The 25,083-nt window shown below is 60.1% G+C and carries 23 protein-coding genes and 5 pseudogenes; 15 read left to right on the forward strand and 13 right to left on the reverse strand.

Translation table 11 applies throughout. The annotated features are described in order from the left end of the window. Positions 1–540 precede the first annotated feature (540 nt). Together V1286_RS05995 and V1286_RS06000 are read right to left on the reverse strand one after the other, a co-directional pair. Positions 541–1,792: pseudogene (locus V1286_RS05995) on the reverse strand (DUF763 domain-containing protein). Positions 1,793–1,849: 57 nt separating this feature from the next. Beyond that, a complete protein-coding gene (locus tag V1286_RS06000; protein WP_334478217.1) occupies positions 1,850–2,422 on the reverse strand; it encodes an alpha-ketoglutarate-dependent dioxygenase AlkB in 573 nt (190 codons plus the stop codon). 848 nt (positions 2,423–3,270) lie between these two features. Here V1286_RS06000 and V1286_RS06005 point away from each other — a divergent pair. The 8 genes and pseudogenes from V1286_RS06005 (at position 3,271) to V1286_RS06040 (ending at position 8,781) form a co-directional block, all read left to right on the forward strand. Next, a complete protein-coding gene (locus V1286_RS06005) occupies positions 3,271–4,302 on the forward strand; it encodes a DUF3618 domain-containing protein (protein ID WP_334478218.1) in 1,032 nt (343 codons plus the stop codon). Beyond that, positions 4,299–4,844, forward strand: coding sequence for a hypothetical protein (locus V1286_RS06010; protein WP_334478219.1), 546 nt, complete (start codon positions 4,299–4,301; stop codon positions 4,842–4,844). The genes V1286_RS06005 and V1286_RS06010 overlap by 4 nt, the downstream gene beginning before the upstream one ends. After that, the gene (locus tag V1286_RS06015) at positions 4,841–5,236 is read left to right on the forward strand and encodes a phage holin family protein (protein WP_334478220.1); all 396 of its coding nucleotides are present in this window, start codon (positions 4,841–4,843) and stop codon (positions 5,234–5,236) included. The genes V1286_RS06010 and V1286_RS06015 overlap by 4 nt, the downstream gene beginning before the upstream one ends. Next, positions 5,233–5,970 carry a hypothetical protein gene (locus V1286_RS06020; RefSeq protein ID WP_334478222.1) on the forward strand — a complete coding sequence of 246 codons (738 nt, stop codon included), beginning with the start codon at positions 5,233–5,235 and terminating at the stop codon, positions 5,968–5,970. The genes V1286_RS06015 and V1286_RS06020 overlap by 4 nt, the downstream gene beginning before the upstream one ends. Before the next feature lie 447 nt (positions 5,971–6,417). Beyond that, positions 6,418–7,341: a YihY/virulence factor BrkB family protein gene (locus tag V1286_RS06025; RefSeq protein WP_334478224.1), complete on the forward strand. Its 924-nt coding sequence runs from the start codon at positions 6,418–6,420 to the stop codon at positions 7,339–7,341. Positions 7,342–7,353: 12 nt separating this feature from the next. Continuing rightward, positions 7,354–7,959 carry a cupin domain-containing protein gene (locus tag V1286_RS06030; protein ID WP_334478226.1) on the forward strand — a complete coding sequence of 202 codons (606 nt, stop codon included), beginning with the start codon at positions 7,354–7,356 and terminating at the stop codon, positions 7,957–7,959. Continuing rightward, positions 7,956–8,302, forward strand: a pseudogene (locus tag V1286_RS06035) (DUF3147 family protein). Before V1286_RS06030 ends, V1286_RS06035 begins: the two are co-directional and overlap by 4 nt. Next, positions 8,299–8,781, forward strand: coding sequence for a DUF3147 family protein (locus V1286_RS06040; RefSeq protein WP_334478228.1), 483 nt, complete (start codon positions 8,299–8,301; stop codon positions 8,779–8,781). The pseudogene V1286_RS06035 and the gene V1286_RS06040 overlap by 4 nt, the downstream one beginning before the upstream one ends. A gap of 20 nt (positions 8,782–8,801) precedes the next feature. On the opposite strand, the pseudogene V1286_RS06045 reads toward V1286_RS06040, so the two are convergent. Next, a pseudogene (locus V1286_RS06045) lies at positions 8,802–9,057 on the reverse strand (DUF892 family protein); the annotation flags it as partial. 125 nt (positions 9,058–9,182) lie between these two features. On the opposite strand from V1286_RS06045, the gene V1286_RS06050 reads away from it, so the two are divergent. After that, on the forward strand, positions 9,183–9,374 hold the full coding sequence (locus tag V1286_RS06050) for a hypothetical protein (RefSeq protein ID WP_247784697.1): 192 nt from the start codon (positions 9,183–9,185) through the stop codon (positions 9,372–9,374). Positions 9,375–9,439: 65 nt separating this feature from the next. Next, positions 9,440–10,516: an ROK family protein gene (locus V1286_RS06055; RefSeq protein WP_334478231.1), complete on the forward strand. Its 1,077-nt coding sequence runs from the start codon at positions 9,440–9,442 to the stop codon at positions 10,514–10,516. Between the two features lie 427 nt (positions 10,517–10,943). Here the strand turns inward: V1286_RS06055 and V1286_RS06060 are convergent, their stop codons facing one another. Both V1286_RS06060 and V1286_RS06065 read right to left on the reverse strand, forming a co-directional pair. Further along, on the reverse strand, positions 10,944–11,105 hold the full coding sequence (locus V1286_RS06060; protein ID WP_247784699.1) for a DUF2934 domain-containing protein: 162 nt from the start codon (positions 11,103–11,105) through the stop codon (positions 10,944–10,946). 404 nt (positions 11,106–11,509) lie between these two features. Beyond that, positions 11,510–12,649, reverse strand: coding sequence for a GTP cyclohydrolase II (locus V1286_RS06065; protein ID WP_334478234.1), 1,140 nt, complete (start codon positions 12,647–12,649; stop codon positions 11,510–11,512). On the opposite strand from V1286_RS06065, the gene V1286_RS06070 reads away from it, so the two are divergent. Next, positions 12,631–13,602 (forward strand): RibD family protein, encoded by a 972-nt coding sequence (locus V1286_RS06070; protein WP_334478235.1) that lies wholly within the window; start codon positions 12,631–12,633, stop codon positions 13,600–13,602. The genes V1286_RS06065 and V1286_RS06070 overlap by 19 nt on opposite strands. A 131-nt stretch (positions 13,603–13,733) precedes the next feature. Here the strand turns inward: V1286_RS06070 and V1286_RS06075 are convergent, their stop codons facing one another. Then, entirely contained in the window at positions 13,734–14,135 is a 402-nt protein-coding gene (locus tag V1286_RS06075; protein ID WP_334478237.1) for a 6-pyruvoyl trahydropterin synthase family protein, read from the reverse strand. Between the two features lie 9 nt (positions 14,136–14,144). Further along, a complete protein-coding gene (locus V1286_RS06080; protein WP_334478239.1) occupies positions 14,145–15,023 on the reverse strand; it encodes a zinc-dependent alcohol dehydrogenase in 879 nt (292 codons plus the stop codon). A 178-nt stretch (positions 15,024–15,201) separates the two neighbouring features. Here V1286_RS06080 and V1286_RS06085 point away from each other — a divergent pair, with 178 nt between their 5' ends. Further along, on the forward strand, positions 15,202–15,360 hold the full coding sequence (locus tag V1286_RS06085; protein ID WP_334478241.1) for a hypothetical protein: 159 nt from the start codon (positions 15,202–15,204) through the stop codon (positions 15,358–15,360). A 255-nt stretch (positions 15,361–15,615) separates the two neighbouring features. Here V1286_RS06085 and V1286_RS06090 read toward each other — a convergent pair whose 3' ends face one another. The 4 genes from V1286_RS06090 to V1286_RS06105 all read right to left on the reverse strand — a co-directional run bounded on the left by V1286_RS06090 (position 15,616) and on the right by V1286_RS06105 (position 19,656). Continuing rightward, entirely contained in the window at positions 15,616–16,338 is a 723-nt protein-coding gene (locus tag V1286_RS06090) for a metallophosphoesterase family protein (protein WP_334478243.1), read from the reverse strand. 21 nt (positions 16,339–16,359) lie between these two features. After that, positions 16,360–16,962 carry a hypothetical protein gene (locus V1286_RS06095; RefSeq protein WP_334478245.1) on the reverse strand — a complete coding sequence of 201 codons (603 nt, stop codon included), beginning with the start codon at positions 16,960–16,962 and terminating at the stop codon, positions 16,360–16,362. 406 nt (positions 16,963–17,368) lie between these two features. Continuing rightward, positions 17,369–18,502, reverse strand: coding sequence for a glycosyltransferase family 4 protein (locus V1286_RS06100; RefSeq protein WP_334478246.1), 1,134 nt, complete (start codon positions 18,500–18,502; stop codon positions 17,369–17,371). A 26-nt stretch (positions 18,503–18,528) separates the two neighbouring features. Beyond that, positions 18,529–19,656 carry a class I SAM-dependent methyltransferase gene (locus V1286_RS06105; RefSeq protein ID WP_334478248.1) on the reverse strand — a complete coding sequence of 376 codons (1,128 nt, stop codon included), beginning with the start codon at positions 19,654–19,656 and terminating at the stop codon, positions 18,529–18,531. Positions 19,657–19,774: 118 nt separating this feature from the next. Between V1286_RS06105 and V1286_RS06110 the strand changes: the two genes are divergently transcribed. Continuing rightward, positions 19,775–20,686 carry an EamA family transporter gene (locus tag V1286_RS06110; RefSeq protein ID WP_334478250.1) on the forward strand — a complete coding sequence of 304 codons (912 nt, stop codon included), beginning with the start codon at positions 19,775–19,777 and terminating at the stop codon, positions 20,684–20,686. Between the two features lie 720 nt (positions 20,687–21,406). After that, a complete protein-coding gene (locus V1286_RS06115; RefSeq protein WP_334478252.1) occupies positions 21,407–23,179 on the forward strand; it encodes an adenylate/guanylate cyclase domain-containing protein in 1,773 nt (590 codons plus the stop codon). A gap of 81 nt (positions 23,180–23,260) precedes the next feature. On the opposite strand, the pseudogene V1286_RS06120 reads toward V1286_RS06115, so the two are convergent. Continuing rightward, a pseudogene (locus tag V1286_RS06120) lies at positions 23,261–23,653 on the reverse strand (IS30 family transposase); the annotation flags it as partial. 95 nt (positions 23,654–23,748) lie between these two features. On the opposite strand from V1286_RS06120, the pseudogene V1286_RS06125 reads away from it, so the two are divergent. After that, a pseudogene (locus tag V1286_RS06125) lies at positions 23,749–24,000 on the forward strand (IS30 family transposase); the annotation flags it as partial. 231 nt (positions 24,001–24,231) lie between these two features. On the opposite strand, the gene V1286_RS06130 reads toward V1286_RS06125, so the two are convergent. Continuing rightward, on the reverse strand, positions 24,232–24,867 hold the full coding sequence (locus V1286_RS06130) for a c-type cytochrome (RefSeq protein WP_334478254.1): 636 nt from the start codon (positions 24,865–24,867) through the stop codon (positions 24,232–24,234). Positions 24,868–25,083 lie beyond the last annotated feature (216 nt).

The following is a 25,083-nucleotide window of genomic DNA, read 5'->3' on the forward strand; positions in this document are numbered from 1 at the left end:
CGGCTGCCGGGGCTGACGCGTAACCTGCCGTGCGCGAAGGCATGAGAACTTGTCGGGGAGCCGGAATCGAGGATAGCAAAATCGAATTCAGCGGTCCGCGCCAGCGCTATGGCTTGCGCTATCCGGCCGGCCCCGCTGAGAAATGCGATGGCCTAGCGCCTCCAGCATTATGATGAATCATCCGAATTAGCGCTTCGTCCTCGACGAGGAAAACGTTGTAGCTGTCGCCAGCGGTGCTTTTCGTCATGACACGTGACCCACGGTCAAGTGCGATGCACAATGCCAGATTTCCCTTGTGCCAACTAGCATGGACCTAAGGTCGGTTAATGGGGAACGCGCCATGCAGCGCAGCTCGAAATGAGCGCGCTGCGGTGCGGGGGCCGGGCGCATCGGTCCCAGCCTGGGTGAACTTCACAAAGGCTCGTGGCGCCCGAGCCGACTATGCTGCAGCGCGTAATCGAGGCCGGCGCCAGCCGTGCTGGCCAGCAGCATTAAGATGGCAGAGCCGGCACGCGGAAGTCATCGTGGTGACGCGATCTATCAAGACTTGTTTGGAGCGATCTTCTTAGGACCGGTAAGGTCCGCTTCCCATCCTAGCACCGAGCGTCCGTCAAGCGAGGCGGATCGGCTTCGTTCGCTGGCGACGAACGCTTCAAAGGATGGCCCTGTTGCGGTTCGCTCCAACCGGCGCGCTTGGTCGTCTAATCGCTTAAGGGCCTGCATTTCCTCATCGCGTCCGAGTTTTGCCCGCTGCACCGCGGACTTCAGTACACGGATGGTCTCATCGTAGACCTTGATCGGAACGGGATAGGGATGGCGGTCCTTGCCGCCATGGGCGAGGGAAAAACGGGCAGGATCGCGAAAGCGATACGGTACGCCGTGTATCACTTCCGCGACCATCGCCAGCGATTGCACCGTGCGTGCACCGACGCCCGGCGTCAGCAGCAGTTCCGGAAAATCCAGCGGGCCGCGCTCGGCAGCGGCGGCCAGCGTTCCATGCAGCCGGCGCGTGAACACATCGCTGACGCGGACATCGTGATGCGCGGGCATGACGAGATGCGGCAATCCTGGTTGCGCCGCTCTCTGGTTTGAGAGCGCCGCAAATTCGCGTGCGATTCCGTCCGGTCCAAGCGCGCTGAGGAGGTTTACCTGTGCATTGCGGGATTTCTCCGCGCGATGATCGGTCAGATTGACGATCTCGCCCTGACCGGGTCCGTCGATTGCGCTGTGAGGCTCGTCGACGAAGCTTTGCAAGCTTTCGGAGTGCCAGTGGTAGCGTCGGGCCTGGCCTTTGTCGCCATTCATTCCCTGCTGAACGACAGTCCACTTGCCGTTATCGGAGACGAAGAAGCCATGGAGATAAAGTTCGAAGCCGTCCTGGACGGCGGCGCTGTCGACCTTGGCCACCAGCCGACAGGCACGCGTGAGCGCCGTTCCGTCGAAGCCCGTGCGTTCGGCGAGGGCCATCAATTCCTCCGGCGTCCGGCGCGAATGCTTCCCTCGGCCGCCGCATACGGAGATGCCGAGCTCACCTTGCAACGGGGCAAGACCGCGCTTCAACGCGCCAATCACGCTCGTGGTGATGCCTGACGAGTGCCAATCAGCCCATGGCGGCACCAAAGGATTGAAACCAGAACGGATGAGACAGGCGCTGGAGGAATTCGTCGCGGCCGTAGTGGTGAACCACGGCTTGCGTGATGATCGCGCCCAGCGAAGCCATGCGCTCCGCGAGCCAGGGCGGCACACGGCCGCCGTGAAGGGGAAGATCGGCGCTGCCGATTCGTCGTGTCATCGTGGTCCGGGAAGGGTGAGGCGCGGCCAGTATATACCAACGGAGACCGGCCAGCTCTCAGGATTGCTGGGTCATCGTCCGGAAAGTGATCGAATAGCGAGGCGCCTCCACCGGAGGGATACTGTGCTCCCAATCCGATCTGGCGGCACCGGTCATCTGATAGATCGATCGCGGCGCTGCATCGAGCGTGAAGCGGGTCCATCTGTCACCTGCCGGCCGCCGAAAGCGGAACTTGCAGGCCGAGCCCAGCGACAATCCGAAAATCTGGTCGAAATGCGGCTTGTCGCGGTGCCAGCCGATGCCGACGCCCGTGTCGTATTCGGTGCAGAGAATTTGCGCTATCCGAGTGCCCGCGCCACCAAAGGCCTCGACGCGCTCGATCAGCGGCGCCAGCCATTCGGGGATGGGATCGGCGTCCTGCAGGCGCCGCAAGGTGTAATCGTAGCGATAGCCGAATGAGGCCACGCGCCGCTTGCCTTCATATTGGCCAAACTGGAACGGCTGCAACGGAAGCTCCGCGATGCGCGCCATCAAGTCCTGTTCGATCACCGGCGAGACGAACCCGACGGCGTAGCGCAGACCCTTGGGAGCGGGCGATTGATCGGAAAAAAGTGGAAGCTGCTCGGCCAATCCGGTGATCCATTCGTTGGGCGGTTGAGGGCAGAATTCATATAGGGCGAAGCAACTTCGAAAGAAGGGAGGGCTCTGCGCCGCGGCGATTGAGGCTTCGCCAACCCATTCATGACGCCCGAGTCTCCAAAGCAGCCTTATCCGAACCAAAGATAGCCGATGCCCGCTCAATAACGAAAATGGACCCGCGGCCTGATAACGGCGAAAAGAGGCGCGAGGGCTCGGGCACGTTGAAGGGTAGAAAGGCCGTGATTAGCCGCGGCGACGCATCGGCCACGCCGTGGCGATCGCTATGCGCGCGAATTCAACGGCTGTTAGAAGGGAGGGGTATCCTGACGGGAGGCCCCGTTACCAGGCGCGCCGCCAGCCTTGGCCTCGGGGACGCGCTTGGCTCCATGCTGATCGTGTCATAGGCCGCCAGCACCGGGGGAATATCCGACCTGGAACAGCTTCTCCAGGCAAGGTCGTGCAGTGCCGTTAACACGGTGGTGATCGCCATATTCACGCTGTTGTTCACAGCGGTCTATGGGTTCTGCTCGATACGACGAGTCCCTGGCGACGTACGCTGAGCGCATTTATCACAGCTCTGCCGTTCGTCTTCGGGGAAATCGCTGATCGGATAGTACTCGGTCGCGCCGCGCGGAGTTCGGCCTACGGCGCGGGGAGCGCGCTGATCGTCCTTATGTTCTAGCTGTATTACTCCGCGCAGATTTTTCTGTTCGGCGCCGAATTGATGAAGGCGATCTATGACGAGCGCAGCCCGGCGGCCGCCAGACGCGCTAGGAACAATTGAACATCGTGTGAGTTCGGTTTGAAACACGAACACGAACTCACAGGGTGGCAACGACATGACACGATCCGTTGAGGAGCTAAGACGGGGCTCCGAGCAAAGCCGCGCGCAACTCGCGGCGACCGTCGATCGGTTGAGGGAACAGATCACCGACACTGCAGAAGACATCCGTTACAAGGTCTCGCCCGAAGGCATCAAGGCCGAGGTGTCTGGATTCATCAGTCATAAGACCAATAGCTGGCTTTATGCGCTCAAGCAGCAAGCCATGGACAATCCTATGCAGGCGATTGCCGCCGGGACCGCAGTTGCCGTGCCCGTGCTGCGGTTGGCACGCGGGTTCCCGCTGCCGCTATTGATGATCGGCGCGGGACTGGCGCTGGGTTCGAAGACCGTTCGCGACCGCGCCGCGGAAGCGGCCGCGCCTGGAATCGAGAAGGCCAGGGAAGTGATGGATGAGACAGCGGCCCGCGCGCAGTCCCTCGGCGATGGCGTGCGGAAAGCGATTTCCCAAGCCGAGGGCGAGGCAACCGGTATGGCCAGCGAAGCTCAGGATACCGCGGCTGGACCGGCGAATGCAGCCGGTGGAATGGCTAGTGACTTGAGGGAAAGCGCAGCGCAGGCCGCCGATGCCGTCACCAGCAAGGTCAGCGCTGGCATCGATGCAGCTTCGGAAAAGGCAAAAGAGACGATAGAGCGGGCTCGCTCCGCAGCGACCGCTGCTCCGCCAACGGCAAGCAAGGTGATCCGGGACAACGCCGCGCTGATTGGCGGTCTTGGAGTGGCGATCGGCGCGATCCTTGCCGCCTCGCTTCCCACGACCAGGGCTGAAGCGGGCACGATGGGCAAAGCAAGCGACCGGGTGAAGCGCGCCGCCAGTACGGCTACTCAATCCGGATTTGAGGCAGCCAAGGACACCGCGCTCTCGGCAGCCGACGCCGCGGCAAAAAGCGTTGCCGACGCCGACCTCGGAGGACACGCCAGCCGGATCACCGAGGGGGTGACCGACAAGCTCAAAGAAGTGGCCGACGACGTCGTCACGACGGCGTTCGATCCTTCCCGTACCCCGCACAATGAAAAGAGGCCGCCATGAGCGATTTGGACCTTTCCACCCAGAACACGAATTCTTCGCAGACCGCAGATACGTCCCAGAACCTGAAAGACCAAGCAGCGGACGCCGGTGCGAAGATGCAACAACGCGCCCGCGACGCGCTAAAAGATTCGACGGAAGTCGCACGCGACAAATTCAAGGAGGCGGCCGACGCCGCCAAGGGCGTGGCGGCAGGAGCCGCGGATGATTTCCAGAATCAGGCTCGTGAACAACAGCGCTCTGGCGCGGATTTCGTCGGCCGGCTGGCTGGAAATATCCGGGATGCAGCGCGCGCGTTCGAGAATGACGCACCATTTGCTGCCCGCAGCATCAACTCCGCGGCTGAATATGTCGACGAGGCCGCCGAGAAGATCCGCAGCGGCAGCATTCGCGATCTCGTCGACGGCGCGACGGATTTCGCGAAACGGCAGCCTGCGGCGTTTCTCGGGCTGTCCGTGCTCGCCGGTTTCGCCGCCGTCCGTTTCCTGAAGGCGTCCGGAAACCAGACTTCCTCCTCATCATCGCATCGCGGCGAGGCGTCATGAGCACGAAAACCGATCTCCACACGATCTCGCACCTGCTTGGCGACGCCCTTTCGCAATTCGCCAAGCTGTTTCAGAACGAGATCGATCTCGCCAAGGCCGAACTCGGCGAGAAGGTTCAGCAAATTGGTGGCGCCGTCGGCTTGTTTGCGGCCGGCGCCATCCTGGTCATTCCCGCCATCGTCATGGCGCTGCTTGCGCTTTCAGCGGCCTTGATCTCGGCAGGATGGTCACAGCCGGTTTCCTATCTGATCTCCGCGATCGTCGCCGCGGTACTTGCGGCAATCTTGTTTGCGGTCGGAATGAATCGGCTTGACGCACGAAATCTGGCGCCGCGCGAAACGCTGCGCCAGCTCGAAAAGGACAAGGATACCGTCAAGGGAATGGTGCGATGAGCGGAAAGCAAGGAAATTTTATGGATGTCCTTACCGCGGCCGCCCGGGACAACCCGCTTGCTGCGGCCCTGATCGGAGGTGGCGCACTGTGGCTATTGATAGGCAATGACAAGCTGAAGAGCGCGGCCAGTTCGGTCAGCGCCGCTACCGCGCCGCTTGCCGATATGGGCGCGCGCGGTCAGCGCGCTGCGGCCTCGACATTCGAGAAGGGTTATGATTCCGTCCGTGATCGGGCTTCTCGAATGCAGGACGAGGCGTCGCGCGGCTTTCACGAAGGGCTGCGTCACGCCAGAAGTGCTGCCTCCGACGCCATGTCAGGGACGGCAGACACTTTGAGCGATCGATTCGACGAAGGTGCCAGCGGCGCGCGGGAGATGTGGGACCGTCTGAGCGAGGTCATGCCTAGGAAGGAGACTTTGGCTCAAGCGCAATCGTCGCTTTCCGATCTCTTTGAAAGGCAGCCATTGGTCCTTGGCGCGGTCGGCTTGGCGATCGGTGCCGCGATGGCTGGGGCATTAACCAAGTCCGGCCTTGAGGACGAGTGGATCGGCGAGGCCAGCGACAGCTTGAAGGCAGATTTGAGTGCCCGCGCTGGGGCTGTATCGCAAAGCGTCGGGGAGGCCTCCGACACGATGAAGGCTGAGCTTGGAGACGCCGGCGCCGAATTTGTCGATCGCGTTAAGCAGGCAGGCAGGGATGCGATGGATTCAGCTCAAGAAAAGGTCCGTAGCTGAGTGCTATCTGCCAGTCTGTCAGTTCGTGCAGCCCGCGTCGCTTTATACAGGCAGCGGTTCAATGCCCGCACGACTCCGATGCGGGTGATCATCGTCAGGCCACAAACTGTCGCGACCAAGACAACTGACAAGGACCTTGAACCTGACTCGGCTGACAGTTCGATCCGTATTTTCCACGTCAGGGAGCTCGAGTTCCTAAGTGACTTTTGTACAGACCGCTGCTCAGGAAGGTATCTCCATCGTGTATTACCGATTGCCGGCATACGTCATGGTAGCCGGGACGGCGCATCAGTGGCCGAGGATCGTGGTGTACGGGTTCGAGATCAAAAACGATGTGGTGCAACGTTTCGGCGGAGCTGCTAGTTCCGCTCGGCCTAGCCGTAGGAACATTCCATCCGGACGGCCTTTATAGCTCATTGAAATGAGACGGCCTCGATTGGATCGGACATGTGGTGGGCGGTGGTGAAAGAGGCTGCGACCAACTGGTCGAGCCACAAGGATGCCAGGCAGGGGGCTGCCCTCGCATATTACTCCGTGTTCTCGCTTGGCCCTATCATCGTAATCGCCGTCGCAGTAGCCGGCCTGCTCTTCGGCCATGATGCCGTCACTTCTCAAGTCATGTCATCGATCAGGGAGATGCTCGGAGACACCGGAGCCAAGGCCGTCGAGGCGATGCTGGCGGGAGCCAGCCGCCCCGCTGCGGGAGTTCTTGCCACCATCCTCGGCATCGGAGCACTTCTCTTCGCCGCCATCGGTGTCGTGGTGCAGCTGAAGGATGCGCTCAACGTCGTTTGGGACGTGGAGCAGTCCGAGGAGTCCGGGCTGTGGCACCTCGCCCGTAATTACGTGCTGTCGTTCGCCGCGGTACTGGCGCTCGGCTTTCTTCTGCTGGTCTCGCTACTGGTGAGCGCGGGCCTGGCAGCAGCCGGCAAATACGCCGCTACCTACCTGCCAGAGGGAGCGCTACACGTCATCAGCATGCTGACTTCGTTTGTCGTCGTGATGGCGCTCTTCGCGATGATGTTCAAGTGGCTGCCCGACGTCTCCGTCGGCTGGCGGGACGTCTGGTTGGGCGCGTCTCTCACTGCGCTGTTCTTTGAAATTGGGAAGGCGGCCATCGGCTTCTACATCGGCAAGCAGGGGCTGGAATCGACCTACGGAGCCGCGGCCTCGATCGTCGTCGTGCTGATCTGGGTCTACTACACGTCCCAGATCATCTTGATGGGCGCGGAGGTCACCCACAGTTACGCAAAGCACAACGGCTCTTTGAAGCGGCGCGATCCCGACGAAGCGCCGGAAAGCCTGCGACCGCCGTCGCAGTCCCGACTTTCGCGGAACCGCGAGCAACGGTCGCCGTCGGGGACCGGCTAACGGAGGACGATCATGCCGATTCTTGAAGACCTGAAGGAATACGTGGAGCGCGCCACAGGTCTGCGGCGACCCGGCAAGCGGAAGGTTTCAGATCTCGCGCGGGCCAGAAAACCCCACGCCGTCCGCTTCAAGGACGATGGTCTCGTCCCCAATCATCCGCGATGGCCGCTGATCATCTATCGAGGCGCCTTCGAATTCGATGAGCGCCACGACCCGGCGGCAGTAATCGAGGACCTGTTCGAAGCGAACGGATGGGGCGACACCTGGCGCGACGGCATTTACGACTACGTGCACTATCACTCCAGGATCCATGAGGTGCTCGGCATCGCGCGCGGCAAGGGGCGCGTCCGCTTCGGTGGCAAAAAGGGTCGAATCTTCACGTTGAAGGCCGGCGATGTCGCTGTCCTGCCCGCTGGCACGGGTCATCAGTGCCTATCGGCTGACGACGACTTCCTCGTCGTCGGCGCCTACCCACCGGCCGGTACGTACGACGAGTGCACGACGATCGAAGACCGCCCGCGTGCCCTCATGCCGATTCCGAAGGTGCCGCCGCCGCGCAAGGATCCGGTCTACGGGACCAGCGGGCCGCTGTCGAAACTCTGGAAGAAAGCGAAATGACGGAGTACCTCCTCCGCTTCATCGTCGGGGGCGTCGTCGTATCGGCTTTCGCCATGCTTGGTGACGTTCTGCACCCCAAGAGCTTCGCCGGCCTCTTCGGAGCCGCGCCATCGGTCGCGCTCGCCACCCTGGGTATCGCCGTGTACCAGCACGGCGCCGCTATGCAGCGTTACAAACTCATTCGATGATGGCAGGAGCGACCGCGCTTTGCGTCTACAGCGTGGTGGTCTGCCATCTTCTCGTTCGCGCGCGCTTGCGAGCGGCGCCCGCTACGCTGCTGTCGCTCGTCGTCTGGATGATCGTCGCCGTCGGCCTGCTGATCCTCGTCGGAGGGCCGACATGACGCCGATCCGCTTTTCCCCGTCATCGCTGCGGGAAGGCCGCTGGTACGAATACCTGATGCGCTTCGCGCTCGGCGGCGCCGCGACGATCTTCACCGGTCTCGTCAGCAGCCGTTATGGGGCATCCATCGGAGGTCTCTTCCTCGCCCTTCCTGCCATCTTCTGCGCCAGCGCGACGCTCATCGAGAAGCATGAAATCCGCCGCAAGCGGGAAGCGGGTCTCGCCGGCGAGCGCCGCGGGAAAGAGGCAGCAGCGCTCGACGCCGCTGGCGCGGCGCTCGGCGCAATCGGGCTGCTGGCCTTTGCGATTGTCTTTTCGCTGATCGTGGAAAGCAGCATCCCGGCCGCCTTTGTCGGCGCGTCGCTTGCCTGGCTGATCGTCTCGGTGGCGGCTTGGTACGTGCGTCGCAAGATGCGGTCAGCGCGGGGGCGCCGAACTGCGGGAAAAACCAGCGGCCCCGCGATTTCACGAAACCGCTAGGGCTGATCGAACGATCTGGATCAAGCCGCGGTCGAAGCCTTCGCGTTGATGCCCTGACGCAGCCCACGGTATGGAGCTTGGTGTTTGCGGCCTTCTCTTTGTTCAGGTTGGTCGGGAGGAAGCGCACGATCTCGTCGTGACCGAGTTCTCAGCGCGCGCCCCGTAACGGCACATTTCGCAGCGCTCGGCGGCCTGCGCGTCCGCGACGATGGCGGTGTCCAGTGCGGCCTTGTCTTCGATCTCGCCGGCCATTTCATCGGCCTCTTTGATGATGCCCATCGATGGCATGGCGCTACGTCCCGCCGGGCTGCTTGCCGACGTCTCCTTTCGCGATGATGGCATTGGAACGTCGCTGATCCGTGGGGGTTACCGTCCCATGACGAGCGCACCGGAGTACTGAGATGGCCGATGGACAACGCTTCGCCAATCTGCTGGGACGTGCTGCAATGGACGTGTGGGGCGACATGCCGCGTGATATCCAGGAAGCGCTGTTCGAGACGGCGATGAAGGGGCACGACGCGGAGCGCGAGGAACTGGCGCGACTGCTGCACGACCGTCATCCCCGGACCCTGCACCCGGCGAAGCCGGACTGAGGAACCGGGTTTCGACACGCGAGTTTATGCAAGCTGCCAGCTGTCCCGCGGCTTGAAGGTTCAGGATGGCCGACGAAAAGATCACGACGACCGGCATTGCCGCTCACGGCGCCTCTCGCCTCGCGTCGGTGGAGATCGACACGTTCAACATCGAACTGAAGGACGACGAAGGATTCTTGGGAGACCGCGCCAGCAAGGGCGCCTTCCGGGACATCCTCGAGAAGTGGCGGAAACCGATGCGCAAATCCGGCGAGGACCCCTTCGGGAAGGAGCCGACCGAAAACATCAGCAAGAAGTTGCTGGATACCGTTCTGGTCGGCGACGACGCCGAAGCCTCGGCGGTCGTGCACAGCGCCATCGAGGACTTCGCCCAGGAGCTCGCCCACGTCACGCGGCGCTTTCTCAAGACCAAGGCCTGGCAGAAGACCGAGCGCATCGTGGTGGGTGGAGGTTTTCGCGACAGCCAGCTCGGCGAACTCGCCATCGCACGAACCGAAATCATCCTTAAGGCCGAGGACTTCAAGATCGAGATGCTGCCGATCCGCCACCACCCGGACGACGCAGGCCTTATTGGCGCGCTACACCTCGCTCCTTCCTGGATCTTCGAGGGGCATGACTCCATCCTCGCCGTCGACATCGGCGGTACGAACATCCGCTGCGGCGTCATCGAAACACGTAGCAAGAAGTTACCGGACCTGTCCAAGGCGAGCGTGTGGAAGTCCGAGCAATGGCGCCATGCCGACGACGGGCCGAGCCGTGAGGATGCGGTGAAGCGTCTCGTCAAGATGCTCGAGGACCTGGTCGCGAAGGCGGACAAGGATGGATTCAAGCTCGCGCCGTTCATCGGCATCGCCTGCCCCGGCGTCATCGGGAGCGACGGCTCGATCGAGAAGGGCGCGCAGAACCTGCCCGGCAACTGGGAGAGCAGTAAGTTCAATCTGCCGGCAAGCCTGGTCGAAGCCATCCCGCAGATCGGAGAGCACGACACGGCCATCGTCATGCACAACGACGGCGTGGTGCAGGGGCTATCCGAAGTACCCTTCATGCGGGACGTGAAACGTTGGGGCGTGCTTACGATCGGCACGGGCCTTGGAAACGCCCGCTTCACCAATCGCAATGGCAACGGCAAGGGCGAGCGCTGAGCTTACTCTCCATTCGATGCAGGCCGAGCTCCTCTCACTTGCCTCACGGCCTGCACAATCTCTTTCAGGTGATAGAGTTTATGCAAGGACAGGTTGCCAGGCACAGGATGAGGTGCAACGGGCGAGAAGCCGTGGCGTAGATCACTGGGAGTTCGGGATCACACTCACGGCAACGTTCGGCTAAGACAGGAAAACGTTGGCTGCACTCTGGACGTCGAGTATTCTCGTGGCGCACCTCGCTGGTGCCATTCAATGACGCACTCTCTCTTCCGTTTCGATCACTTCGCTTGTGTCTGGCTGCTCAACGTCATTGCATTTGCACAGCACGCCGGCCCAACACATGCAGCCATATTCGGACCAAGCGCGGTGAGTATAGTTCTCGTAGACCCGCCCGATGTCAACGTAGGTCGAGCAGAGTCTATCCCTGTCACAAAGTGTCGGGAGTACGTAGTGGTGAAGATTTATCTTCGTTTAGCAGCTCCTGCTCAGCCAGACGCCAGAACTCCTCGTCTCGCCCCTCGGGTCGACCATTTTGCTCCCATAGCTTGTAAGCCCTGGCAGCGATCTCTTTATCGCTCGGCTTAGCCATTACCGTTCCTCCTTGGAGCACGGTCCCACCTTTGGGGTTGGGGCTTAATGGCGAGACCGTGCTAGACCAGTATTTGCGTGAAGCTGGCCCTCGGATTCAATGCTGCGTGACGCCGCTAGTTCCTCGACAAGGTAAACAAGACTGACGTTCGGCTGGAAATGTTATGCCAGTGGAACGCCCAAACATCCCGGACTGCATCTGCGTAGGAAAACATCGCGCCGTCGCCATACAGCTCGAGTTGGTAGAAAAGCGCGATCACGGCAAACGCGCGGACCAGGTCAGGCCTACCCCGATAAATGAGATTGAGATACCGGAATGCGAGATCATTAAGGCGCAAAACGCGGCCTGGCATGTCATCGCGTAAGGTAGGATATCGCTTTTAAGCGAATAGAAGAATCGCAAGCTTAGAACTTTTTGCAAACCGAAGCCTTCAGATTAATGATTTTGTGACCGGAGCGTACCGCCTTCGTCGTTAAGTACCGCCTGTTGTGGGGGGTGACCGGCGCTTGAAGCGCGACGCGGGCAGTGATCTCGATTCCGGCTTTTGTGAGTCCGTCGAGCTTGGCTGGATTGTTGGTGAGCAGGACGATCCGCGTGCAATTCAGGGTTCGCAGCATCAGCGCAGCAACGCCGTAGTCGCGCTCATCGTCTTCGAATCCGAGCGTCGTGTTGGCATCACGCGTATCGAGCCCGCTGTCCTGCAGCCGATAGGCTCTCATCTTGTTCGCAAGGCCGATACCACGACCTTCCTGCGCCATATATAGAATGACGCCGCTGCCAAGGCTTTCTAGGCGGGCGAGGGCGAGCCGAAGCTGGTCACCACAGTCGCATCGCTGCGAGCCGAACACATCTCCGGTCAGGCATGCCGAATGAAGCCGAACCGGGACAGGTTGAGTAAAATCTGGCTTTCCGACAATGATGGCGACCTGATCCGCGCCGAGAGGGTCCCGAAACACGACAAAGCGCGCCTCTGTGCCTGACGCCAATGGAATCGTTGCTTCGCTCACGTGCGCAAATGCATTCGTCGCGTCCGCGGCAAACCGATTGACCGCGTCCGCTTCGACTGTAACGATCAAGTCCATCAAGTCGTCGTCGCGGTTCGGCATCACGTTCGCTGCGAGCACCGCCGGCAGGCTGCGGCTCAACTTGGCGAGCCGGATTGCCGCCGTGGCAGCACGACTTGCAGCCTCCACCGTTCCTACAAAGTGCCCCTCGTTTTCAGCACTGGCAGCGAGGTCGAAGATGGTGCTCACGCCGACCACCGGCGAAAGCGATAACGCCATTGCGGTCGATGCCTTGGTGCCGATCGAGCGGGCTCGCTGTTGCGTGACGACGAGTTTTGGCGCATTCGGACTGCACAGGTCTGCAAAATCACCCAGGCGTTGTTCGTCCAACCCGTCGATCGGCAAAGCGAGCAAGGATTCGCCGGATGCGCTAATACGAATCGGTCTTCGCGCCTGTAGCTCACTCAAGGCGCGGCTGACACTGATGCATTCCGCGTTGCCAAGCAGGGCTGAATTTGCAGATGAATGCGCGGCGCTCATTCGCGGGTGACCTTCCTTTACCGGGCGCGTTCGTAGAACACCGAGAATTCAGAATCATTCCGCTAGAAATCAGATGGATTTCTGCAGCCGAGTGGTCAATAGTAGCATTGATCGTTCACAGGTTCCGGATTTCGATCTCTGCCGTGTTGCTTGGCAAATTACGCACCCGTGAATTCGCGTCTTCCGATGCATGGGAGAGCTTTGTCCAGCGTTTTCGTCGAGGAAAGCAACCCCTTCCTCAAGCCTGGGCGGATCTGTTTGGCCCGTTGCGCAACGGGGGAGTGGACGATCTCGTGATTGTGGGGCAGATCGGCCAATCGCTCGATGGACGCATTGCGACGGCTAGCGGCCATTCAAAGTATATCAATTGCCCGGCTGGCATTGAACACCTCCATCGGCTGCGTGCGCTCGTCGACATTGTCGTCATTGGCGTTGGGACTGCCGTCGCTGACGATCCGCAATTGACGGTCAGACAAGTCGCCGGCCCTCAGCCGGCGCGTGCCGTGATCGATCCAAGAGGTCGCCTCGGGGCCAATGCGAGATTGTTCGCCGATGATGGTGTTCGCCGCCTGCTAATCACCGCAGAGGGCACACGTTGCACGCTGCATCCCGGGGTTGAAGTTGTGACCCTGCCGGCCCAAGATGGAAATATAGCTCCATCCGCCATCGTTGCCTCGCTGACGCGGAGAGGGATGCGCCGCGTGTTGATCGAGGGCGGCGCTGACACCCTTTCGCGCTTTATCGCGGCCCGATGTCTCGATCGTCTGCATATAACCGTCTCGCCCGTCATGTTGGGCGCCGGAGGCCCTGGCATCGAGTTGCCGCCGCTCGAGCGGGCCGATCAGGCCCACCGTATGCCTGTGCGCGTGCACATGATCGAGGATGACGTACTGTTTGATTGCGATCTGTCGGCTCAGCGCGTGGTACTCGGTGTGGCAAAGAAGTCGACCTGACCTGCGCGCACCGCTGAAACGCCTTTGCGGAATGCGGCTTTTCGTCTGACCAGCCAGTTGTCGATTTCGGGCCGGGATAGCGGTTCGATTTCACAGACGGAGGCTGCCACCGCACGGCGAAGACGACGTGTTCACCACAAGGGAGCCTCATATTGCGCGCGGGCGACGTGTGACTCTGAAAGCGTGATGCGCAGGGCCTTGAGCTCCCGGCCGGGACGGCCGAGTTCGCCAGCTCGGGCCGGCTTCGCCAGTCCGTCGAAAATATACTTGGACAGAAATTCCGTAGTGGTGTTGCTGCCCTTGAACTCGGGCACGTCGTCGAGATTGCGGTAGTTGAGTGGCACCAGCACCGCCTTAAGCGCATTGTGGGCGCGGCCGATATCGATCACAATTCCATTGATGTCGAGGGTGTCCGCGATGAAGGCCGCATCGACCACGAAAGTCGCCCCGTGCAACGTCTGCGCGGGTCCGAAAACCGCGCCCCGGAAAGAATGAGCGATCATGATGTGGTCGCGAACTTCGACGGTGAACAAGGCAGCTCCTTACGAGTAAACGACGGGTTGGCAGAGTATGCCGGTCTTGGCGTCGAGAATTCCCGGCAGTTGATCCGGCAAATCTCCAAACGCAATCGCCGGTGCCAGCAATGCGTCGAGCCGTTGATCGTTGAGCAGTGCGACGGCGGCCGCGAGACGGCGGACGCGCGTCCAGCGCGGACGGTGCGATGGGGCAACGCGCCCGACCTGGCTTGATATCAGCCGAAGCCGGCGGCTATGGAAGGAGCCGCCAAGGATTGCGGTCACTGCGGCGTCACCATACCAACTCATCTCGAGCACAGTAGCCTCGTCTCCGCCTAGTTCGAGCGCCGTTCGTAGTCCATCGGGCGAACCGCTGGCGTGAACGATGAGGTCGCAGTCACCCCTTCCTTTCCCGGGTTCAGCGAAACTAACCCCGAGTGTTTCTGCCAATTTCGCCCGACCTGGATTGATATCGACAAGCGTGACATCCGTACCAGGAATTCGCCCGCACAAATACGCGACGAGAGAACCGACGACGCCAGCCCCTACGACAGCGATGCGGTCGGCTGGTGCCGGTGTAGCATCCCACACACCGTTGAGCGCGGTTTCCATGTTGGCTGCCAGCACCGCGCGTCGTGCTGGCACGTCCTCCGGAAGCGCGACCGCTGCGCTCGCAGGGATGTTGAAAGCGGTCTGGTGCGGGAAGAGCGCGAAGACGTTCTTGCCCTGCAAGGCGCCTCCGCCGCTCTCGACCCGTCCGACGGCGGCGTAGCCGTACTTGACGGGAAAGGGAAAACTACCCGCCATGAATGGCGCGCGCATCCTCTCGAATTCGCTGACGGGTACGCGCCCACCAAACACCAGTGATTCGGTGCCCCGACTGATTGCGCTATAGATGGTTTTCACGCGTACTTCGCCTGCGCGGGGCGGAGCCATCCCTTCCCGCCGAATCTCGACCTGTCCGGGTCCGCGATACCATAGGGCCGAGGCAATATCGGTACTCGCACTAGCAGCCATTTTCTTAAATCTCGGACTGGAATTCCCAACGGCTTGACGTGTTATAAGCGGTAGTCTGCACCGCCCGTTGGCGAATGAAAAGAATAACCTCTTTGCTACAGGCACACCCGATCTGGCGGCGCTTCTCTTTGTTCGCGGTCACCTTGCCCTGAAAGGTGGCAGGGTTTTGTATGCCGTGATCGGCTTCGTCATCATGCATTTTTCACCGATGCCGTTGCTGCAGTGATACCCGCGGCCGGATTGATCCAGGGCAACGAACCCGTGACGGCGTCGACTGCAATTCTCCTGTGCGTTCGCAACGAACATCATCCAAACTAGGAACCGATACTCGACAGCCAAGCAAGGCCGCCCCAACGCCGCGAGCGGGCAGAAGGAAATGGTAATGCGATAAGGCAAGAAATCCAAAGTACGCGTGGACTTGGGTGACTGTGCCCAGAGACGACTCGCCCGATGCAAGGGGCTTTCAGCTGAACTCCCACCGTCAGACGGAAATGAGCGCATAGGGCAAGCCTGAAGGCTTCTGCACGCCCATGGCGACGTTGTATACCCGCGCTCCGGCGGGCGTGCGGCCCTCATACTTCCCGCGATGCGCATGACCATGCACGACGGCGCATACCTTGAAGCGGTCAATGGTTTCTGCAAGGCGCGAGCACCCGAGAAAGGGATAAATTTCGAGAGGTTCACCCTCTACTGTGTCGACAACCGGGGCGTAGTGAAGGACCACGACGGCGCGCCGGCTGTTCACCGTGCGCATGATGTTCTCCAGCCGCATCGCTTCATTCATCGCTTCGGCAACAAACGTCTTGATCGCCGGCTCGCCGAAAGAGCTCAGCATTCGTGTACCAAATCCGCCGGCAAAGCCCTTCACACCAATAAATGCCACGCCATCAACTTCGGTTGCCTGGCCATCGAGCAGGTGTACGCCCGCGTCACAAAGGATTCGTTTCACTTCGTCGGCATGTCCCGTCTCGTAATCGTGATTCCCAAGGACGCCAATTACTGGGATAGAGCAGACACGCAGCTCTTTAGCGAGGATTTCCGCCTGTGCCGGAGTTCCGGTATCAGTGAGGTCGCCGCAAAGGACCAGGGCGCCGGCACTCCTCGAGATTGCTTGAAACAATTCACGAAGCGAACCCGACTGCCCATCCTTCACATGAAGATCGCCGATGCTTGCAAATGTGAATGAACTCGCATCATCGTTCATTGCTGCACTCGTCTTCGCCGTTCAGGAAGCCCCATTTCTCGGTCGCACTTCGATAATCGGAGCTGGAAAGCAACCGACCGCGGCAGAGTTTCGTCGCCGGTGGCGACCTTCCCGCTGCCGACTCAATCGTTCAAGAAGATCGTCAAGCAGCCAATCTGGAATGGCATCTCGCTCACTCGGATAGATCCAACGAAACATGAGCAGATGACAAAGCAGTATCTCCCAATGTGGGTTCATGTACATGATCAGGCGCTGCCAATCGATTGCCTCTCGCTGCTTAAGGATGAGATGGACGATATCGACGCCATCATGACGGTTCCGCTTCTGGATGAACGCCTTGGTCCAGATCAGCTCGGTGGGGTTGATCACAGGCACGCAATGCCCGAGCACTTGAGCCTGTGCTGCATACTGAAACCACTCTTCCTGAACCGGCACGGCGCCATTGCTGGAACCAAAGATGACGTCAACGAAATTGCGACCGCAGTGAACTTTTCCCAACCAACTCTCATCCGCCGATACCCGATTGTTCCGCTGTAGGTGAGAAAGCAGGCGGGGGAATTCCGCGGCAGTCGTAAAAATGTCTAAGTCCTTTGTCGGGCACCGCGCCTGGGTATAAAGATTCACGGCGTACCCGCCTCCGATCATGAACGGACGGTCCGATTCGAGGAGATCCCTTAGGACATTTGAATAGAACTGCTCTGTTTGGGTAAGAGACTCGAGCTTGAACGCACCGACATCTCTCGAACGTTCCGTACCCGGCGCTGAGCGATCTCGCGCGTGCACTGATCACTCCATTTGTTCCTCAATACCAATCGGCGCGCATCCTGGAAGTTCCATCCGCGGACCTCGCACGACGACGCCAGAAGTAGGTTTGCCCGAATCCCGGAGACATCGGTGGATCACATCCTCCGCCTCGGTGAACCGGTGAGCGGTCACAGCTTGCGGCTACCAACAATCGGCATTTCCGAGATTAAGCCTACCGGACATAGTAGGGACACGACAAAACTAGTGACACGATGCCGAGCCCCACTCATTTACCGATCGTCTCGATTGCCCTGGCAAACAGTCGGGCGGAACCTTGCCAAGTGGGGAGCTGAGCCGCTGCCGCGCGAGCATTCGCGGCAAGCCGCCGCCGTTGATGCGGATCGCCGATCAGACGGCGCAGTGCCTGCGACAATGCGATCGGATCGTCCGCAGGCACCAGCAGACCGGCCTCCGGCGGTACTGTTTCTGGGATCGCGCCCGCCCTGGTCGACACGACCGGAAGCCCGTGCCCGATCGCGTCGGCGAGCGCCATCCCATACCCTTCGAAACGCGACGCGAGAACAAATATGTCGGATGCCAAATAGAGTTCAATGATGTGCTCAGCTGGCACGGCACCGAGCACCGCGACCCTGTCGCCGAGGCCGTAGGTCCGGATGTCGGCGTCAAGCTGCGCGGCGGCGGCCGGGTTGCGGGTCCGGTCACCCGCGATCGTCAGCCGCCAGGGCATGTCGGCAAGTGTGACTAGAGCAGCAATCAGCAGATCGTATCCTTTGTCCGGCACCACCGAACCAATCGAGAGAAGCCGAACGACGCCATCGTTGCTGCCGGGCGCTGACGGAACAGGGTCATTACCCGGTCGGACCACGCTGACGCGCTGAGCCGGGACGTCGTAATCAGCAATCACAATCCGGGCGGTTGCCTCACTCGTGACCACGACGTGCGCGGCAGCAGCGAGCGCCGCGCGCTCGCTCTCGCGGAAGACGTCTGCCTGCGTTCTGTCTAGACCGGAATGCAGAGCAAGCGGTTGATGCACCAGAGCGATGAGCGGTGTGCGGGATCGGAGCGCGCCGGCCTCGGGCAAGGCCCCGAATGCAAGCCCATCGAGGACCATCGGACAGCCGGCCGGCATCGCGGACAGTATCGCCAGCGCGGTCGCGCGCTGCGCGATGCTCGGGAATGGAAAGCTGTCGCCTATGTTGGCGACATCGACGTGCCAACCGAGCCGCCGAAGCTCTTGGATGATGCGTCGATCATAGCGATAACCTCCGGTCGGCGTGGCGAGATCACCCGGCACGGCGAACACAAGGTGCAGTTCATTGTATGGAAACGTGCGCACGGTGCGGATCCTGCGATGGTTGCGCCAAGTCAGACTGATTTGCGCGAGCCGCAAGCCGAACAATATCCGTCTTCATGATGGCCATTCCTTTAGTGGCTAGGTAGGTCCTTCCAGGCGCATAGTGAGAGGCCGCCGCGAAAAGAATCCAATCGAGCGTGCCGCCCGATGACATCAAGCATGGTGAGCAGTAGCGCAACGAGGGCAGGCACGTCTCCGTTGGGAATGAACGTCCAGGGAGCAGAGCAACTGCGGCGAAACCCAGCTTGGTCCAGCAGCACGGAAAATTCTTCGCGATTCAGTATTCGGTCACTAGAAAGGTGCTTAGTGCCAAACCCCAACATAGGTGCTATCGTCCGATACCAAACGTAATCGGCATCCGGTGTCAGGCAGAAAAAACGGCCACCAATCTTCAGCACCCTATAGATGCTTGCCAACGCCGCTCGCTTGTCTAGCATATGCTCGAAGGCACCGATACAAATCGCCAGATCGACCGACTGGTCCGCGATTCCGTTCAGCTCCTCGGCGTTGCCCACCTCAAACGTAAGATTGGCTTTCCAAGCTGAGTTCCGAAGACGAGCGCGCGCCAATGCGATCATGCCCGGCGAGACATCAATCCCGATGCCACGAGCTACTTCAGGTGCAAGAGCGAGGAGGTGATGGCCATTGCCGCAACCAAGGTCTAGCACCACATCAGAGGGTCGGATTCGAGCCAGGTTTCGCACAAGCTCGAGCCGGTATTCGAGCAGCCGATGCGGGTGACCGTGCTGCTCGGGAGATCCTGTTGACGCACATCGATCAAAGAAAGACCTGATGTCCGTGGTGTTGCATGAGGGAGTGGTCCTGACACCGCGAAACCTCGACCAAGGCGCTCGTCGTTCGGTGCCAAGTGTCTGCCCCCGCAGCGGGCGGCCTGCGAGATCGGCAGAAGTTGTCGGATTTCGCTTCTGTATCATCAACATGACAGGCCGAGAACCGACTCTGGCGGCAATCAAATAATTCCAAATGCTCCGCTTAAGTTCCCGGCTGGCACGATCTACGAAGCGTAGGCGCGCGCCGCAGTTGTCCCTCGTGCGGAACCTAGCGCGTCGATGCAATCGGTCTGCAAAGCCGCCATCCGGTCCTAATTCGAGGACGTTGAATGCCGCGCCACATCGCCTGGCAGGGCCGCAAGTGCTAGGCTTGAGCCTGGGGAAAAGAATAGGATCTGGACGCCGCATAATTTTTCGAGGTCGTTTCTGACGCGGTGGAACACACACGACGGGGGCCGGTAATCGGATCAGCCACAGTCTTCGCCCTCGGCGGAACTGAAGACAACTCCTGGCGGAGTATCGATTTATGAGCTGGTTTTTTATCGCCCTGTGGGCGCCCTTCCTGCTTGCTTGCGCCAATCACAACGACAAGTTTTTGCTGTCGAGATACCTCAAGCAGAAAAGTATCGGATCCATTGTCATACTCTCTTCCCTGCTCAGCGGCGTCGCGATCCCGATCGTATTGTTCATTCAGCCGGACGTGTACGACGTCAACTTCGTTCAAGGAACTGCGCTTGTCGCGACCGGGATGTCGAGCGTCTTCGCCGCTGTTTGCTATCTCTACGCACTCGACATCGATGAGGCATCTTTCGTCACACCGCTTTATCAGACGGTGCCCATTTTTGCTTACTTCCTCGGTTATTTCATTCTGAGTGAAACGATCACGCTTGCTCAAGGATTGGGTTCGTTCGTTATTATTGTTGGTGCGCTTGCATTGTCGTTTGAGTTAGGTCGGCGGGGAATACGGTTCAAGCGAAACGTTGTGGCATTGATGCTGGGGGCTTGCTTCTTGAGTGCGGTAAATGGCGTCATTTTCAAGCTGATCGCCGTGGACAAGGGTTTTTGGGTTTCGCTTTTTTGGGGACTCGTCGGCCAAACGATGACCGGTTTGACTTTCCTGGTCTGCGTTCCAAGTTACCGCAGAGATTTCCTCGACCTCTTCAAGCAATCGAAAGTCGGTGCTGTTGGCCTCATCGCGTTGAGCAAGACATTGTTCAGCGTCAGCGAAGCCGTCACGCTTTACGCCACCCTGCTGGCGCCCGTCGCATTGGTTCTTCTCGCGAATTCGTTCCAGCCGCTTTTCGTCTTTGCGTTCGGTATCGTGTTGACACTGTCTTTTCCTCGCGTGGCCAAGGAATCGATAGGCCGTATGAAGATGCTACAAAAGGGCGTGGGAATTTGCCTCATGCTCGTCGGTGGTTACTTGATCAGCAGATAACATCTTACCGAGTTAGCGATGCCGCTCGACTGCTTCTGGCGTGCAAAAGCGGACATTGGCCAAGCGGCTGGCCAGACATCAACCGCCGCCACCGCGACGTCCGTTCACTCGCCGAATCGGAATTCGATCGACAAGTCTTCGCCACGTTCGAGCCCTTCGAAGGCCGTCGCAGGCTCGGCCGAAACCAACTGCATCACAATTGGCGAAATCCTCCGAGCAATTATGCCCGCCGAATGCGCCATCTCCGAAACTCGGCCCATGCCCAATCCTAACAGCATCACGCCCTAGTCTTCGTCCGGCTCGCGCACGACCGGCGGTTCGTCGGCGTGGTCCTCATCCTCTTCGTCCTCATCCTCTTCGTCTTCAGGATCTCGGGGCGGCACCGTCTTGCCTATGATCACGAAGGGACTCCGGTCGATCAACCTGGTGGCAAATTCCTTGGGGATATGCGGGGTCGTGCTGTTGCTCCTCGGGTGTGGACCCTAGCGGATTTTACCGGCTTCCGCATGAGGGGTAGCGCCGCACCGTTTGTGGGGCATGCCATCGATGGTCCGCCTGCGGGCATCTCGGTTACGCCGCCAAAGCCGATGAAGGGTGGGACCTCGTCTATGCGGCGCGGACAATATCCCATCTCATGGCGGGCCATCCCCCCTGAATGACCCCAAAGCCAAAGCATTTGGTGGTAGCATGGAGATAGGAAACTGGGGAAACAGACCCCCAATGGCTCTAGATCAGACCAAACGTAAGCTCGCGGCTATTCTCGCCGCCGATATTGCTGGCTATAGCCGGCTGATGGGTGCGGACGAAGAGGGCACGCTTTCCCGCCTCAAGCTGCTTCGCCGCGAGCTAATCGATCCGAAGAACAAGCAACATCACGGCCGCATCGTGAAAACGACCGGTGATGGAATTCTAATTGAGTTTCCAAGCGTGGTGGATGCAGTGCGCTGCGCGATCGAGATTCAGCAGGGTATGGTCGAACGCAATGCCGACCTGCCGCAGGAGAAACGAATTGAGTTTCGCGTCGGGGTCAACCTTGGGGACGTGATGATCGAAGGCCGAGACCTCTATGGCGATGGCGTGAACATCGCAGCCCGACTTGAGGCGCTCGCCGAGCCCGGCGGCATATGCATCTCACAGACAGTCCTCAATCACGCGCGCGATAAGGTTCCTTTCGACGTCGAGGACGCGGGCGAGCAAGCGCTGAAGAATATCGCCCGGCCTGTTCACGTTTACCGTATCATCATCGATCGCAGTCGGCGCCCCGCAGCGCCCAAACCTGAGGCTCCGGCGCTCGCGTTGCCCGACAAGCCGTCCGTCGCCGTGCTGCCATTCACCAATATGAGCGGCGACCCCGAGCAAGAGTTCGTCTCCGACGGGGTCGCCGAGGATGTGATTACGGCACTATCGCACTACCCCTCGCTGTTCGTCATCGCCCGGAACTCGTCCTTCACTTACAAGGGTCGAGCGGTCAATGTGAAACAGGTCGGACGCGAGCTCGGCGTGCGCTATGTGCTCGAAGGTAGCGTGCGCAAGGCCGGCAATCGGATCCGCGTCACTGCGCAATTGATAGAGGCAGGAACCAGCAACCATGTGTGGGCCGAGCGCTACGACCGCGATCTCGCCGATATTTTCGCTATGCAGGACGAACTCACCGAAGCGCTGACGACCGCCCTGGCCCCCGCCATTGCAGACGCCGAGCTGCGACGCGCCATGCGCAAGCCACCGGAGAGCCTTGATGCCTGGGCGGCCTATCAGCGCGGTCTGTGGCATCTGAGCAAAGCTACCCCAGACGACGATGCGACGGCAGAGAGTTTCTTTAAGCAGGCAATCGACCTCGACCCGACCTTCGCCGGCGGCTACAGCGCGCTCGCCTTGTATCAGCTGCAAGCGGCCGCGATCTACCAGAAACTGGATCTACCAAGCGCGCAACGCTCGGCCGAGGCCTTGGCCCGTCGGGCGGTCGCGCTCGATGGCGCTGATGCAGAATCCCGTTCATGCCTCGGCTGGGCCTTGCAAGCGCGCGGCGACGCCGACGGTGCGTTGGCGGAGATCGAGCGAGCTCTCTCAATGAGTCCAAATCTGGCCATCGCGCATGGCCACAGAGGCGCGACGCTGATCTTCGCGGGACGGCCAAGGGAAGGGCTCACGGCTCTCGAAACATGTATCAGGCTCGACCCCCGCGATCCGTATCTGGCCGTACGTTTGCTGCACGTTGCGTGTGGACTATATTTCTGCGGCAAATACGAGGCTTCGATCGAAGCCGCGAAACGCCTGATCCGGTCATTTCCCGATTTTCCGATGATCTACCGCTGGCCCGCGGCGGCGCTGGGCCAACTTGGGCGCACAATGGAAGCGAAGGTTGCATTGGAGAAGGCCGTCTCGCGCGCACCGGGGGCATTCGACATGTATGTCCGCAAGAGAGCTCCGTGGTTTCGGCCGGAGGACCACGCTCATCTCGTTGAGGGTTTGCGCAAGGCCGGCTGGAATAGTTGAGGCCGCATTGAAGTCTGTCGCCTTACCCGACCCGGATGGCCTGTGATTTACGGGCGAATGTCCGATATGGGCGCGGAGGGTTCAACTGATCGCTGCAACACATTCCGCAAACTTCTCAGCTGGGGTTCGGAGCCTTTCATTGAGCTGCCTTGCTATCGCACTGAGTTTGGCTTGGCTATGTAGGGACAGTTCGGTGCCACGCGGAAGATATTGGCGCAGCAATCTGTTGGTATTTTCGTTTGAGCCGCGCTGCCAGGGAGACCGAGGGTCACAAAAATAGACCTCGACCTCGGTGGCTAATGTCAGTCGCTGGTGATCGGCGAGGTCTTTGCCTCTGTCCCAGGTCAGCGATCGGTAGAGTTCACTGGGCAATCTCTGCGATTGTTTGATCAACGCCGAGACGACACTTTCAGTATCCTTGTTCGCAACCTTGACCAGCATCACGTAACGCGTATGACGCTCGATCAAGGCGCTCGATGATTTGCTCCAAGCCGGTTGACCCGAATGGCGATCGACGGGGACATATCAAAGATACCGTCTCAATTCGTCAGCGGAGCTGTATAAATCCCTGGGACCGAGGAAAGGAACTCACGGATCATCATCGCTTTACGTTGGCGACCAACATCGACGTCTATTTTTGCGATCCGCAAAGCCCGTGGCAGCGCCGCTCGAATGAGAACACCAACGGCCTGCTGAGACAGTACTTTCCAAAGGGCACCGATTTGTCGGTGCACTCGCAAGCCGATCTGAACAAAGTGGCTCGTCAGCTCAACGAACGACCACGTGAGACCTTGCAATCTGAAACCCCAGCAGAGAGAGTTAACGCCTGTGTTACGTGCCAGCGCGAGATATTCGACAAGCAACATGCAACGGCAAGATCGAACGCGGCACCGCCGGTCGCCATGAATTCGTTTTTTCTGAATAGCTTCCGAGCAAACGGCTGAAGCAGTCAGGTCTCTGCCCCCCCGTGGCCGGTCTGCAGAGCCGATGACGTATGTCGGCGGCGACTACGCCATCATTGTCGCTAACCGTACTCGAGCTTTACGATTTACTTAGCGTTTGCTGCTGCCACCCTCCGTTGCTCGGCTCTTCCTATCCGCCAGGTGATTCAAATACGCCAAGATCAGGTCGAGTTCCTCTTCGCTCAGGTCCTCCTCGGCAAAGCTGGGCATCCGTTGCTCGGGCCAAACCCGGACCGAGCGTGGATCTCGGATCAGTGCGCGCAAACCGGCATCGGTGAAGTACTCGGTTGGGTCATCGGCAAATTCAGATCGGGGGCCAGCCGACGCCGATCCTGCCTGGTTCATCGTGTGGCATGTGAAGCATTTGTTCACGAAGAGGGTTTGCCCGTCTCGCGCCGGATGGAGGGCAGGGAGCATGGGATCAACCGCGAGCGAGGGCCACCGCTTGGCGGGCGCGTCTTGCACCGACAAAGTGATAATTTGGTAGGGCCACATCATGGTTGGGACGGATGACGCTTGATCGCCGAGCCATACGACATAGAAGGCGCCTGCGCTCTTATCCTTACCTAGAATTGGCGGCCACGGTCTGTCGGCGGCTTCGATTGCTATATACGCGACGATGCAGTCGTTAGCGTAGATCAGATCGCGAGGGAATTGCGTCACGCAGCCATCTTGCGCTACCGCTTCCACCACGGCATCGGGCGGAATGGCAAATCCTTCAAGCAACTTCGCGAGCGCGGCTCGATACGTCCGTTACTCCCCGCATGGGCGATGCCCAGGCGCAGGCCTTCGTTCCTGGTGATGCAACAAATCCTGTGTAGCCGCGTACACGAACTACTTTTTCGACTGATGTCGGAGAGCACGAGCAAAAAAGTCGCGAGCTATCGTGTCTAAGACCGCGGAGATTTGTTCGCCTGGCTCCGGGGCCTGTTCGAGTCGTTC

This window comes from Bradyrhizobium algeriense, assembly GCF_036924595.1.
Classification (GTDB): domain Bacteria; phylum Pseudomonadota; class Alphaproteobacteria; order Rhizobiales; family Xanthobacteraceae; genus Bradyrhizobium; species Bradyrhizobium algeriense.